Below are 14,069 nucleotides of genomic sequence, written 5' to 3' on the forward strand. Positions count from 1 at the left end.
CTACATGACCCCATGGGTAGGAAGAATATACGGCAAGCATATAGCAGAACAATGCGCACAAGATTTTGTAGTTTATAGAGGTAGGCTACCTATGTTTGTAACAATAACAACAAGAGGATATAGAGGGTTCTTTTGTGCAAATTCTTGTAGAGCATCAACAAGGGCGGATCTTATTCCATTAATCCATAACTCACGCTTATTACGTCCTTGGGCATCTTTTTCGTGGATGTCAGGAGCAAAAATGCTAGCAGAAAGTAACGGTAGCTGAATGAGTTCGGAGCCATTTTTCTTTCCTTCTTCTAGGCAGTTACGATAAGCCTGTTTTACCAAACGATAGCATTGATTACAATCTGACCCTAGTTGTTCAGCAGTTGGGCCTAGCAATTGGGCAAGAAATTTAGGTTCTCCAGGAACATAAACGTGTGGTTTATTCGCAGGAGGGATTTTTCCTTTTGTTGTTTTAGGTGGTTTTGCAGGGATCCATAATCCAGATGTGCACTCTGCTATTTCAAGTTTATCTTTCCCTCCACGAGAATTTTTCCATGATTGAAAATTCACTGCTTTAGACAAAGCTAAATTAGTTCCACTTTTGCCGGAACTCATCTCTGCATTAGCTGCATTCACAATCATCGCGTTTCTACATTGGCTAGCGAAACGTAAGGAGGCAATATCTCCAGTGGTGGAAATCAAAAGCGTCTTAGTATTAGGAAGATGCCAAAATGAAGCTGGTGCATTAGGATCTTTTTGAGCTAAATGTGCTTCAGGGAGAGCTTCGGAAGGAGACAATAATGATAGCCAATGTGATCGTAGTGTCGAGTTGTAATCTGAAAATCCTTCTGCGTCCGTATTTATAAAAGATATAGAGACTCCAGGGGAGGAGATTGGGCGAGAAGATTTGGTTGCAGGTTGTTCTACATCAAGAGAGGTCTGTGTTTGACTTTTAGTCTCCTTTTTAGAGGGAAGTTGAGATGCAATATTTTCAGGAGAAAATTCTGGAGATGTGTGTGCTGGAGGAAGGATAGGTAGAGAACTCATTTTCTCCGTTGTAGTAGCTGGAAGAGAATTGCGTTTCTTTAAACATGCCATAGAAATTAAACAGGCAAGGCCTATAATCGACGCTACTGCGGTAGCTATAAATAACAATGGCATACCCATAGTTATAGCGGCTATACAGGAGCCTGCGGCTACCAAATAACCTAAAGTAGCAATAACCCCTAATGTAATCCGCTTTGCAGATACTGAGGCGTTTACTTTATTAGAGGGTAAGCTCTGTGTTTTTGGTAAAAAAACAGCAGATTCCCTAGAGTTTATAAGGGGTGGGTTTGATTTACTGCTCATATAATTCATTCATTTTGATTGAGTTTGCGTCTGCTTATATTCTACCGCATTCTAGCTCTCAGGTATATTAGCTTTTTCTCTTAACCTAAAGAGACAGAACGAGTAAGAAGTAAGAAATTTCTTTCAATCCCAAAGTAAATAACGAATACTCAGAAACTTAAGGAAGCAAAAAAAACAAAAGAATGTTCAAAGCAGAAAGAAGAAAAAATCGGAAGAAAAGAACTTTTAGAAGGTAATTTTTACGCAGCCACCTTTGATGCAGCACTGACAAGCCAAACGCTCATTCGAATCCTCTGGGTCACCCAGAAAATCTCTCTCCTCATCCGAGAACTCAGAAAGATTTTCTTTGCCTTCAAGAACCTCAACCACACAAGTCCCACAAACACCCTCTGTACAAGCAAAAGGAACTCCAGCTGACTCACAAGACTCCGCGATACTCTCGCCATCTTTTAAATCAAACTCTTGTAACTCGTCTTCGGATGAAATAACTAGTTTGGCCATGGCCTTCTACCAAATATCAAATTAAACACTAAAAGTATAACCTCGGAGTAGAGGGATTCGAACCCCCGACCTATTGCTCCCAAAGCAACCGCGCTAACCAGGCTGCGCTATACTCCGTGAAAAACGGGTAGTCAAGAAAAAATACTAGCACAGAAGACAATAGTCGACAAGATAAAGATTAAGAAATTCTAGGTCTGAATTGTTCAGAGGAGTTTTTCTTGAAGATATATGATTTGTAACCGTATTGGTGAAGTGTCGGGTGGCTCTTCATGGAGGAATGGCTTCGTGGCAAGCAAACATCAGCATATGTGGAGAGCAACCCTACTTCCTTTAGGGTTTCTTTCATTTTTACTAATTCCAGTTCCTTCTGTGTTGTTAGACATAGGATTATGTGCCAATTTTACTTTATCTCTTACGCTTGTTTTCTGGGTGTTTTCTTTGAAAAACACATATGCAGCAAAATTATTTCCTTCTTTATTCCTATATCTTTGTCTTTTCCGTGTGGGTCTAAATTTAGCCTCTACTCGTTGGATAATTTCCTCTGGTTGGGCATCTCCTATGATTTTTTCTATGGGAAAATTTTTCTCTCTAGGTAACTTAAGTGCAGGATTGGCAGCTTGTAGTTTGCTGTTGCTTGTCAATTTTATTGTCATTGCTAAAGGAGCAGAACGTGTTGCAGAAGTTAGGGCCCGTTTTATTTTGGAGGCAATGCCAGGAAAACAAATGGCATTGGATGCAGATTTAGCATCAGGAAGAATTTCTAAATTTGAGGGAGATATAAAGAAAAAAGATTTGTTTGAAGAAAGTGATTTTTTCTCTTCTATGGAAGGCGTCTTTCGTTTTGTGAAAGGCGATAGCATAGTCAGCTGCTTTTTGTTAGTAGTTAATTCTATAGGCGTGTTTTTCTTGCCCCAAGGCAGTGAGTTAGCTTGTCAAGATTTTTGGAGTAGTGTAATAGGAGATGCTTTAGTAAGCCAAATTCCAGCTCTACTTAGTTCTTGTGCAGCTGCAACATTGATATCTAAAGTAGGCCGTGAGGAAAGCCTTATTGAACATTTATGGGAGTTTTATCAAGAAATACGAAATTACTTTCTTATTGTTGCGTCGTGTTTGTGCCCTCTACTTCTTGTCCCAGGGATTTCTAAAGGCCCTCTATTTGTGTTTATAACCTCTCTTGTTATAGGACATAGACGTCCTAAGCTCACTAATGATCAGTTCCCATTGTTCAAGGAAGAGAGAGAAATTTGTTGGTTGGCACCCCGATATTACCAATTGGAGCAGCTGCAGAATCTCTATGCTACTGCACAAAAGACGATATTTAACGAGTTAGCTATTAGTTTGCCTGATGCGAGTATTCTGCGGGGTACGAAAGAGTTTTTAGTATTAAGATTAGGTAAGGAGGATTTTATCATTAATGAGTTCTCTATCAGTTATGTGCTGTCACTTCTCAGGAGTTTCGTTTGTGAGTATATAGACGGCAACTTAATCCGAGAACTTTTGGGAGAAGCGCAGAAAAACTTTTCTATTGTCATAGATGATGTGATTCCTAAAAAGATCTCAGAAAATTCTTTGGTATTTCTGATTAGGTCTCTGGTAAAGGAAAGAATATCGTTACGATTATTCCCAAAAATCTTAGAGGCTATTTCTTTATACGGAGTTCCCGGTGAGGATCATGATGCTTTGTCTAAAAAAATTAGGAAGTATCTTGGCAAGTCTATAGGTAAGAATCTCTGGAATCAAGAGGAAACGCTTCAAGTCATCACAATAGATGGGCATGTTGAGAAAATGATAGGGAGCTCTTATACAAAATCTAACCCCGTTATGTGTGATAAAATGATCAGAGAGGTGAAAGAGATCTTACAAAACACCAGTTATGAAGATTTTCGAGCAATTGTAACAGGATGTGAGCTACGTTCCGAAGTTAGGAAAATAATTGAACCCCACTTTCCTGATCTTTTAGTTTTATCTCACAATGAGCTTCCAGAAGAAATTCCTGTGACACTTCTAGGATCAGTCTCGGATGATGTTTTAATAGTTTGATTATTCCGTTTTTTATTGATGCTGATCGAATTTAATTATTATTGTTTAAAAATTATTTTTTATTTAGTCTTATAGATAATTAATTAAAGAAAAAATCCGTGAAAACACAAAATACTCAAAATATTTCTGAAGTTTGGGATCTCTATTGGGATACGCAGTCGGTTGAACATAGGGATACCTTAATCCATTTTTATTTACATTTGGTCAAATGTGTTGTTCACCGATTAATCGTTGGTATGCCTGCGCATATTACAACTGAAGATCTCTATGCTTCTGGAATCGAAGGGTTAGTGCGTGCTGTAGAGCGTTTTGATCCAGAAAAAAGTCGTAAGTTTGAGGGTTATGCTTTATTTATCATAAAGGCATCTATCATTGATGATTTGCGAAAGCAAGACTGGATTCCTAGGAGTGTTTATCAAAAAGCAAGCAAACTTTCAGAAGCTATAGAGTCTTTACGTCAGTCTTTGGGAAGAGAACCGACGGATGGCGATTTATGTGAGTATCTTAACTTGTCGCAAACAGAGCTGTCTGGATGGTTTGTGTCCGCAAGACCTGCATTGCTTATCTCTTTAAACGAAGACAACTCTTATTATGGAGGAGATAGCGAGCACGGAGTGGCGCTGCACGAACGTATTGCAGATGAACGTGCGGAAACAGGGTATGATATTGTTGATAAACAAGAATTTACTTCTTTTTTAGCCAATGCAATTGCTGGGCTGGATGAGAAAGAAAGACAAGTCATGGCCTTATATTATTACGAAGATTTTGTTCTCAAAGAAATTGGGAAAATTTTGGGAGTAAGTGAATCCCGGGTCTCTCAAATTCATTCAAAAGCTTTAATTAAATTGCGCTCAGCCTTGTCAGTATTTCTATAGTGCGTGTTATAGTTCATTGTTGATATACTTAATATGAGTTAAAATACCAAATTGTTTGTCTTGCTGAGAGGCTACGAGCTTCCCTGATTTTGTTTTATCACGTTTATTAGACGTAAGCGATAAGCTAACCTTGCATATAAGATGGGGGATAGATAAGATGTTGTCCTATTTACCTCTACTAGATTGATTTGCTATGCAGGGTTTCATCAAGTATTTACAGGATAGAGAAATACTCGAAAATTTTTCTGAAGGATTGGATTCTTTATCAGGAACAGTTTCTGCTTATCTTGGGTTTGATCCGACTGCTCCATCTTTGCATATCGGTCACTGGATTGGTATTTGTTTCCTTCATAGGTTGGCCAGTTATGGAATTACTCCTATAGCACTCGTAGGTGGAGCTACAGGAATGATAGGCGATCCCTCAGGGAAAAGTACAGAACGTGTATTATTACAGCCTGATGAGATTGTCTCTAATACAGATAAGATTGCTAGGTTATTATCGAAATATCTCCCCGGCATTGAGATTGTTAATAACTTAGATTGGTTGAATGATTATACGGTTATTAATTTTCTTCGAGATGTTGGTAAGTATTTCAGGCTAGGATCAATGCTTGGGAAAGATACTATCAAGCAGCGAGTATACTCTCAGGAGGGTATCAGTTATACTGAGTTTAGTTATTTGCTACTACAGTCGTATGATTTCGCTTATCTATATAAGAATCGTGGTGTTTCTTTACAGTGTGGTGGTAGTGATCAGTGGGGGAACATTACTTCGGGTATAGATTTTATCCGTAAGCAAGGATTAGGCCACGCCCACGGTCTAACTTACCCTTTGCTTACTAACAGTCAAGGGAAAAAAATAGGTAAGACCGAGTCTGGGACGTTGTGGTTAGACTCAAATATGACTTCTCCTTATGAGTTGTACCAATATTTTCTACGGCTACCAGATCAAGAAATGCCAAAAATTGCTCGCACTCTAACATTATTGGATAATGAGGCCATATTCGAATTAGATCGTGAGTTGTTATCTGATCCAGTAAGTGCCAAGAAGAAAATAGCTTCTGAAATTATCGCCGCAGTTCACGGGAATCAAGGACTGGAAGACGCTGTTTCTGTTACTGAGAGCATGCATACGGGTAAGTTGTCAGTACTCTCCGAAGGGGATTTCCAAGAACTTATTGGGAGAGGACAAGGTATTACTTTGAACAAACAATCTGTAATTGGCAAGCGTTGGATTGATATTGTTGTAGAAACTGGATTTTGTAAATCAAAGGGAGAGGTGCGTAGGTTGTTAGAGCAGAAGGGACTGTATGTAAATACTGCACCTTTATCTGATCTTCAGAGTGTTTTAACGGAAACACAAATTAATTACGGACACTATGTTTTGTTGTCCCAAGGTAAAAAGAAAAAACTCATTTTACACCTAATTTAATCATTGAGGAGGATAGGTGGCACACCAATCAGATATTGGCTTAATCGGTTTGGCTGTAATGGGGAAGAATCTTGTGTTAAATATGATTGACCATGGTTTTTCTGTATCTGTTTATAACCGCTCTTCGGAAAAGACCCAGACCTTTCTTCAGGAGAATATACGGCATTCACAGTTACAAGGATTTGAGACTATAGAAGATTTTGTCGGGTCCTTGTGTCGGCCAAGAAAAATCATGCTAATGATTAAGGCTGGCCCTGCCGTAGACGAAACTATATCTTCTCTTCTTCCTTACCTAGAGCCTGGAGATATTATCATTGACGGGGGTAATAGCTATTTTCGGGATTCGGAAAGAAGATGCACTGAACTTAAGGAAAAAGGCATCCTTTTCGTCGGTATGGGTATTTCTGGAGGCGAAGAGGGTGCCAGAAAAGGTCCTTCTATCATGCCGGGAGGTAATGTTGAAGCTTGGGAGTCGATTGCCCCTATTTTTCAAAACATTGCAGCACAAGTAAATAATGTCCCGTGTTGTGCTTGGGTCGGTCCTGGAGGGGCTGGTCATTATGTCAAAGCGGTGCACAATGGTATAGAATATGGTGACATACAGCTAATTTGTGAGGCCTATGGTTTATTGCGTAGTCGTTTAGATTTATCTGCTGAGGCCGTATCAGTGATTTTTTCTGAATGGAATTCTCGGGAACTAGATAGCTATTTAATGAGGATAGCTTCTGAAGTCCTTGCTCTAAAAGATTCTGAAGGTACTCCCGTAATAGATACAATACTTGATGTAGCAGGACAAAAAGGAACAGGACAGTGGGTTGCGTTAGACGCGATCCAGTCAGGAGTTCCTCTCTCTTTGATTATAGAATCTGTTCTGGCTCGTTATCTTTCTGTCTGGAAAGACGTCCGTGTCAGAGCTGCGGACGAATTGCCTGGAGTGCCTATTGTATTTGAAAAACCCATAGATCCTATGCTGTTCATAGAGGATGTTTTCCGAGCTTTATATGCGTCTAAGATCATCAGCTATGCTCAAGGGTTTATGCTCTTGCAAGAAGCTTCTCAAAAATATCAATGGGACTTAAAACTGGGAGAGATAGCTTTACTATGGCGAGGAGGATGCATTATCCAAAGTGTGTTCTTGGATACTATTTATCAGGGATTTTTACAACAACCTGATTCTCCTTCATTGATTTTACAAAACTATTTCAAATCAGCTTTGCAAAATTCTGAGGCTGGCTGGCGTAGGACAGTAGCAAATGCTGTAGCTTGTGGATGTCCAGTACCTTGTTTAGCAGCCGCTTTGACCTTTTTCGATGGTTATCGCACGGGAGATTCTTCAATAGCTCTTGTGCAGGCATTGAGAGACTATTTTGGTGCACATACCTATGAACGCAGGGATAGGCCTCGAGGTGAGTACTATCATACAGATTGGATAGGGACAAAAACTACTTCAAAAGTGGGATAAAAAAACTCCTCGCTTTGTTAAAACATAAGTGAGGAGGACGTTTATTCTTAGGATTGTTAAGGATGCTAATCCAAAAATTTAATCAATTTTTAATACTTCGATAAATGCTGTATTTGGGATGGATACTTTCCCAAACTCCTTCATGCGTTTCTTCCCTTTCTTTTGTTTTTCCCATAGCTTACGTTTCCGTGTAATATCGCCCCCATAACATTTAGCTGTGACATTCTTAGAAAGAGCACGAATTGTTTCTCTAGCAATAATTTTTTTATTAATAGCAGCTTGAATGGGGATTTTAAATAATTGTTGAGGAATAACATCAACTAATTTTTCACAAATACTTCGGCCTTTTGCCTCCGCTTTGTCTTTGTGTACCAAACAAGAAAAAGCATCTACAGGTTCGTCGTTGATAAGAATTTCTAGTTTGATGATGTCGCCTTTCCTATAGTCTCCAAGGCGATAATCAAAAGAACCGTATCCTTTAGTAATAGATTTGAGTCTGTCATTAAAGTCGGACACGATTTCATTAAGAGGCAAATCATAAGACAGAACTAAACGATGCTGATCTAACATTTCTGTTTTTAAACACACACCACGTTTATCTAAACATAAGTTCATAATGTTGCTTAGATACTCTTGCGGTGAGATAATGTTGACATGTACCCAGGGCTCTTCTAAGTGCTCTATAATCGCCGGATCTGGATATTCCGTAGGGTTATCAATAAATAGCGTTTTCCCATTTTTAAGCACGACCTTATAAATGACACTTGGAGCTGTCGCGATAATATCAAGACCAAATTCACGAATAATTCTCTCGAAAATAATTTCTAAGTGAAGAAGACCTAGAAAACCGCAGCGAAAACCAAAGCCCAAGGAATGACTACTTTCTTGTTCAATAGTTAGTGCAGAATCATTCAACTGTAAACGGCTTAATGCATCTTTTAAGGAGTCGAAATCAGAAGAGTCAATAGGATAAATACCAGCAAAAACAACAGGATTTATTTCTTTAAATCCTTCCAAAGGTTCTTTCGCAGGATGTTTAACTGCAGTAACAGTATCACCAATCTTAACATCTTTGACTTTTTTCAAATTAGCAATGAAGTATCCTACTTGACCAGCTTTTAGAGAACCCTCAATAAGTGTGGCTTCAGGAAGAAATGCGCCTACACCTAAAACCTCAAAAACAGAGCCTTTGGTTGCCATGAATGTAATGCGATCACCCTTTTTAAGCTCACCACTCATTACACGAACATATACCATAATGCCAACATAGGGATCGTAGTGAGAATCAAAAATCAAAGCTTTTAATTCTTTTTCTTTAGGAGGTTTAGGAGGAGGGATTAAATCGATAATAGCTTCAAGGATTTCAGGAATGCCTTGGCCAGTTTTTGCTGAACATGCTATCGCATTAGTTGTATCGAGACCTATATATTCTTCTATCTGCCTTCGAATTCGTTCAGGTTCTGCAGCAGGTAAATCAATCTTGTTTAGTACAGGAATAATTTCTAGATCACGTTCTAAGGCTAAATAAACATTTGCCAAGCTTTGGGCTTGTACTCCTTGAGCAGCGTCTACAATAAGCAACGCACCCTCACATGCGGCTAATGAACGAGATACTTCATAAGAAAAATCGACGTGACCAGGTGTATCTATAAGATTTAGTTGATATGTCTCTCCGTTATGCACATAAGTCATCGTAACAGGATGAGCTTTGATTGTAATGCCCCTTTCCCTTTCTAAGTCCATAGAGTCTAGAAGCTGTTCACGCATTTCCCTCTGCTCTACAGTACTAGTGCTTTCAAGCAAACGGTCTGCTATCGTAGATTTGCCGTGGTCAATATGCGCAATAATAGAGAAGTTGCGAATGTTTTCTAACTTATAGTCTTTCAAATTACAACGTATCTTTTATCGGTTTCATGGAAGCCTATGTTAGATAGGCAAACGTTAGTTGTCAATCTTCTGCAGTTCGAGTTTAAATTACATGCGTTATAAGGGGTTATCGTTTTCATTTTATTAACTATATTCACCAATAATACATTAGGTTTGATTTAAATAAACAATATGATTTTGTTAATTCACAATTTATTGTGTTCTCTAAAAAGCTCTAAATAGAATAAACTGGTTCAAAGATTTTTAAAAATTGTTGATTCAGTATAAAAAATTATAATTATGGCAACGTTACCCAGTTCAAGTATCACTTGTGTGACACATCAGAAGTGTATAGGCTCCCAGTACATAAGTCCTGAAGGAATAGCACAATCTCGTGGTAGAGCGATAGAAATTGTGATGGTCATATCTATGATTTTTTTGATGGGAGTAATTGCTTTGCTAGGGGGAATCTGTTCTGCAAGTATTGAGACTGGAGTTCTTATAGCTTCTATTGGAGCTGTTTTATCGGTAATTTCTTTTTCGATTGCAAGGCTTGCAATCGAAAAATCTAAAGAAAAAAAATTACTAATACCAGAAAAATTTTCTAATATTTTACAGGTGCATTACCCTGAAGTTTTTTCAGAGGTCATTAAAAATAACAAAGTTACTATAAAGGAAGTACGTGAGATTTTATCCTATGTAGATTCTATAAAAAATCATGGCAATATTTCGGAAATTCACAATTCTTCTTTAAGAAAAAAATTTCGTGATCCTCTTCTGCTTTTAGATAGAGTAAGGTCGTATAATAATGCTCAACCTTATGTGCATATTGATAATGTTATTTTGCAAAATTGTCCCTTGTATTGGCTCAGTAAATTTATTTCTTTAGGACGTCAAGATAGTTTGACTAGTCATGGTATCGTTCCTACACCTAAGACGATGTTACTTTACTGGACCTCTACATTGGGACTACCTATAAGGTGCAATCGCGATTACTTTGTTAGAGAAACTATTTTTAACACAACTATTTATGAGGTAGTGAAGAAATTAACATATGAGCAATTCAATATTTTAGAAAATTTTGTTCATAGAAATGCATGGAATGATTGCAAGGTAAACAATATTATTAACTCTTTATTGGGTGATGGAGATCAAGTTGATCTTAATAATCAAACTTTAAATGACCTTCAGTCTAAAGTAACATCTATGAAAAATTACAAAAATATTCTTCTTCTGACTATACTCCACGGCTTTTCTTGGAATCAACTTCAGATGATCAAAGCTCTAGACGTTGATAAATGGGATTTTTGGTGCTGGTTAGATCGTTCAGCAGATTATCGTGGAGGAGTTCAAATTTTCGGAAGATACTTCCTCAATCATTTCATGAATGAAGACTCCCCGCATTATAACCCAGGGGTATCTCTTACTACTTATGAAGAGTTATTATTGATTACTCGACAATCTAGAGAGCAGAAGACAGATAATCTTAGAGGAGTAAGAGACGTGTGCGTGCACTTACAGAAAAAAATAGATACATCTATGCCTGTCGAATCTAATTATGCCTACACTTCTCTTTTAGAAAGTTCATCTTTTCCTAGATATGTTGTTGATTTGAATACCGGTGCCCGTAGTTATTTGTTAAAATGAGTGAGTGTATTCTATCTATAATCAGCTAGGACTCTTATTTATCTCAAAAGAGTGAGAAAATCATTCTTCTACTAGGAATTATGGAGAAATAATCTCCTATATCAGTTTCTCTAGAGAATAGAAATGAATCTACTATTTTTATTTTCTAGAAATTAACAAATGTTCTCCCTAAAGGTTTCTTCTCGTTATGATTGTTTCTTTTAAAGTTATTTATGAAACAACATCATCTTTTTCAAGAAAATAACATTGCAGAAAAAGGAAAATCCAACATAAACTACGCTTTCTCAATAAAAGAAGGTTTTTGTTTATTTTCTAATGAGTAAATTGAAAGTATGCCAAATTCTTTCTTATAAAATTTGTTAAAGTAAGTGTCGATTAATTCGAAGATTCAGCAAGTTAAAAGGTGGGTTTCATGGCCGTAGAACAATCGAATATAAACGAAGAAATAGAAAGACTGATCTTGAAAGCTATTAAAAAGGTCTGCGGAAATAAAGAAAATGATCTCTGTCGCTATCTTCCAGGTCCAAGCGGTGGCTATATGCACCACTTTACACTCAAAAAAATGAAGACTTCGGCTCCTGATCAACTTTCTAAAATGTTAAGAACGTTCATATTGGAGTCTGATTCTCCTCGGTCTATCCATCCTAAACCTCGAGCTCCTAGAGGGTCTAAAAAACGTAGGGACTTTATTAACTTTACTAAGACTGATATCGAACGTGTTTTAGAATTAGCAAGACAGGTAGGGGACAAGGATCTTTTAGCTCGTTTTAGTCCTAAGAAGCCTCTTCCCTCGCTCAAAAGGGAACTTATTCGTTCAATTCGTCAGGGGATTGTTAGCGTAGATCTATGGAACGCCTATGTCGAAGCTGTTAAGGCTAATTCATCTAATCTCGAACCTTCTCAATCATTCGTTTAAATGTAAAATAATAATTTTACTTCGCGGCTAGTCCGTTTTAGCCGCTTGTATTAGGTTTTTGAGATTTTCAGAGGACTGAGAATCTTGCCTCCTGCTTTTTCCTTGTCAACGGTCAAAAGAATTGGTATGATATAAGCCTAAAACTTAAATTAATTCATTAATTAACAGTTCATTAATAATATAAACTAAGCTATTTCAGAGGGTAAAATATGACACAAACAGCGGAAAAACCTTTTGGGAAATGGCGCTCTTTCCTGTGGCCAATACATGCACACGAATTGAAGAAAGTTCTGCCAATGTTCCTAATGTTCTTCTGTATTGCGTTTAACTATACCGTATTACGCGATACTAAAGACACTCTAATTGTAACGGCCCCCGGATCTGGTGCAGAGGCTATTCCTTTCATCAAACTTTGGCTCGTTGTTCCTTGCGCTGTCGTCTTCATGCTTATTTACGCTAAATTAAGTAACATTTTAAGTAAGCAAGCCCTATTTTACGCAGTAATCTCTCCGTTCCTAATTTTCTTTGCTCTGTTCCCTACAGTGATCTATCCATTTCGTCACTTGTTGCATCCAACAGACTTTGCGGAGCGGCTTCAGGACTTCCTCCCTCAGGGGTTGATGGGATGTGTAGCAATGTTAAGAAACTGGACGTTCGCTTTATTCTACGTGCTCTCTGAGCTTTGGGGCAGCGTTATGCTTTCTCTAATGTTCTGGGGATTTGCTAATGAAATCACTAAGATCAGCGAAGCAAAGCGTTTTTATGCTTTATTCGGAGTTGGTGCTAACGTAGCTTTGTTGGCTTCTGGGCGCTCTATTATTTGGGCTTCCAAACTTAGAGCTAGTGCTGTAGAGGGAACTGATCCTTGGGGATTATCTCTCTACTTATTGATGTCCATGGTGCTTTTATCTGGTGCTGTAATTATGCTTTGCTACTGGTGGATGAACAGGTATGTTCTGACAGATGCAAGGTTCTACAATCCTGAAGAACTGAATAAAGCTAAAAAATCTAAGCCAAAGATGAGTATGAAAGAGAGTTTCATCTATCTTGCTAAATCTCCTTATATGCTTCTTTTAGCTATGTTGGTGATTTGTTACGGTATTTGCATTAATTTAGTTGAAGTAACTTGGAAAAGCCAATTGAAGTTACAGTATCCTAATGCTAATGAGTATAGTCAGTTCATGGGTAACTTTTCCTTCTGGACCGGCGTTGTATCTGTATTCGTAATGCTGTTCATTGGTGGTAACGTTATCCGTAAGTTTGGTTGGTTAACTGGAGCTCTTGTAACACCAGTCATGGTTCTGTTAACTGGGGTTCTTTTCTTTGCTCTGGTCATTTTCAGAGATCAAGCTTCAGGTATTGTTGCTATGCTAGGTACAACTCCGTTGATGCTGGCTGTTGTAGTTGGTGCTATTCAAAACATTTTATCTAAGTCCACGAAGTATGCTCTTTTTGATGCTACTAAGGAAATGGCTTACATACCACTGGATCAAGAACAGAAAGTCAAAGGTAAGGCTGCTATTGACGTAGTTGCTGCTCGTTTTGGTAAGTCTGGTGGATCCTTGATTCAACAAGGTTTGTTAGTGATATGTGGTAGTATTGGTGCTATGACCCCTTATTTGGCAGTTACATTATTTGTGATTATTGGGGTATGGCTTGTTTCTGCGACTAAACTCAATAAACTTTTCTTGATTCAATCTGCTCTTAGAGAACAAGAGTCTTTGGGAGGAGTGCCAGGAGGAGCAACGGCAGATTCCTCTAGTTCTTCTATTAAAGGAACTCCTGTAGTTGAAAATGCTTCTTCTTAGATTTGAACTATAGAAGTTGTGAATTTCATGCAAATCCTTGCCTAGACAACTAGGTAAGGATTTTTTTTTGAATCTTTGTCGTTCAAAAAATTAAGAGATTTTGCCAATTCTTGAGGTGTTGTTCTAAAAAGCAAGGTTGTAGTAGCCTATCTTTTGATGGTAATTTTTCCTTTCCTTACTTTAC

At 38.0% G+C, this 14,069-nt stretch carries 10 protein-coding genes and 1 tRNA gene; 7 read left to right on the top strand and 4 right to left on the bottom strand.

Going from position 1 to position 14,069, the window contains the following annotated elements:
* Window positions 1-72: 72 nt before the first annotated feature.
* From H359_RS05000 to H359_RS02250, 3 genes are all read right to left on the bottom strand, one after another.
* On the bottom strand, window positions 73-1,338 hold the full coding sequence (locus H359_RS05000; RefSeq protein WP_020370041.1) for a macro domain-containing protein: 1,266 nt from the start codon (window positions 1,336-1,338) through the stop codon (window positions 73-75).
* Between the two features lie 225 nt (window positions 1,339-1,563).
* Complete coding sequence (locus H359_RS02245) at window positions 1,564-1,839, bottom strand: 2Fe-2S iron-sulfur cluster-binding protein (RefSeq protein WP_020370042.1); 276 nt, start codon at window positions 1,837-1,839, stop codon at window positions 1,564-1,566.
* 42 nt (window positions 1,840-1,881) lie between these two features.
* Window positions 1,882-1,956, bottom strand: a tRNA-Pro gene (locus H359_RS02250).
* A 111-nt stretch (window positions 1,957-2,067) separates the two neighbouring features.
* Here H359_RS02250 and H359_RS02255 point away from each other — a divergent pair.
* The 4 genes from H359_RS02255 to gnd all read left to right on the top strand — a co-directional run bounded on the left by H359_RS02255 (window position 2,068) and on the right by gnd (window position 7,648).
* Window positions 2,068-3,879 (top strand): FHIPEP family type III secretion protein, encoded by a 1,812-nt coding sequence (locus tag H359_RS02255; RefSeq protein ID WP_081031105.1) that lies wholly within the window; start codon window positions 2,068-2,070, stop codon window positions 3,877-3,879.
* Between the two features lie 98 nt (window positions 3,880-3,977).
* Window positions 3,978-4,754, top strand: coding sequence for a FliA/WhiG family RNA polymerase sigma factor (locus H359_RS02260; RefSeq protein WP_020370044.1), 777 nt, complete (start codon window positions 3,978-3,980; stop codon window positions 4,752-4,754).
* 193 nt (window positions 4,755-4,947) lie between these two features.
* On the top strand, window positions 4,948-6,186 hold the full coding sequence (gene tyrS / locus H359_RS02265) for a tyrosine--tRNA ligase (RefSeq protein WP_020370045.1): 1,239 nt from the start codon (window positions 4,948-4,950) through the stop codon (window positions 6,184-6,186).
* Between the two features lie 16 nt (window positions 6,187-6,202).
* A complete protein-coding gene (gnd, locus tag H359_RS02270) occupies window positions 6,203-7,648 on the top strand; it encodes a decarboxylating NADP(+)-dependent phosphogluconate dehydrogenase (protein ID WP_020370046.1) in 1,446 nt (481 codons plus the stop codon).
* A gap of 78 nt (window positions 7,649-7,726) precedes the next feature.
* On the opposite strand, the gene lepA is transcribed toward gnd, so the two are convergent.
* Window positions 7,727-9,535, bottom strand: coding sequence for a translation elongation factor 4 (lepA, locus tag H359_RS02275; protein WP_020370047.1), 1,809 nt, complete (start codon window positions 9,533-9,535; stop codon window positions 7,727-7,729).
* Between the two features lie 279 nt (window positions 9,536-9,814).
* Here lepA and H359_RS02280 point away from each other — a divergent pair, with 279 nt between their 5' ends.
* From H359_RS02280 to npt1, 3 genes are all read left to right on the top strand, one after another.
* Complete coding sequence (locus H359_RS02280) at window positions 9,815-11,161, top strand: DUF1389 domain-containing protein (protein ID WP_035391970.1); 1,347 nt, start codon at window positions 9,815-9,817, stop codon at window positions 11,159-11,161.
* 412 nt (window positions 11,162-11,573) lie between these two features.
* Window positions 11,574-12,077 (top strand): DNA binding protein DdbA, encoded by a 504-nt coding sequence (ddbA, locus tag H359_RS02285; RefSeq protein ID WP_020370050.1) that lies wholly within the window; start codon window positions 11,574-11,576, stop codon window positions 12,075-12,077.
* A gap of 209 nt (window positions 12,078-12,286) precedes the next feature.
* Window positions 12,287-13,885 (top strand): NTP/NDP exchange transporter Npt1, encoded by a 1,599-nt coding sequence (npt1, locus tag H359_RS02290; RefSeq protein ID WP_020370051.1) that lies wholly within the window; start codon window positions 12,287-12,289, stop codon window positions 13,883-13,885.
* Window positions 13,886-14,069 lie beyond the last annotated feature (184 nt).

Origin of the sequence: Chlamydia ibidis 10-1398/6, assembly GCF_000454725.1 — a bacterium.
Classification (GTDB): domain Bacteria; phylum Chlamydiota; class Chlamydiia; order Chlamydiales; family Chlamydiaceae; genus Chlamydia; species Chlamydia ibidis.

Bases quoted from the DNA above. Each gene is read 5' to 3' on its own strand.
- H359_RS05000 (WP_020370041.1), bottom strand. From the start codon at position 1,338: ATGAGCAGTAAATCAAACCCACCCCTTATAAACTCTAGGGAATCTGCT.
- H359_RS02245 (WP_020370042.1), bottom strand. From the start codon at position 1,839: ATGGCCAAACTAGTTATTTCATCCGAAGACGAGTTACAAGAGTTTGAT.
- H359_RS02255 (WP_081031105.1), top strand. From the start codon at position 2,068: ATGATTTGTAACCGTATTGGTGAAGTGTCGGGTGGCTCTTCATGGAGG.
- tyrS (WP_020370045.1), top strand. From the start codon at position 4,948: ATGCAGGGTTTCATCAAGTATTTACAGGATAGAGAAATACTCGAAAAT.
- H359_RS02280 (WP_035391970.1), top strand. From the start codon at position 9,815: ATGGCAACGTTACCCAGTTCAAGTATCACTTGTGTGACACATCAGAAG.
- ddbA (WP_020370050.1), top strand. From the start codon at position 11,574: ATGGCCGTAGAACAATCGAATATAAACGAAGAAATAGAAAGACTGATC.
- npt1 (WP_020370051.1), top strand. From the start codon at position 12,287: ATGACACAAACAGCGGAAAAACCTTTTGGGAAATGGCGCTCTTTCCTG.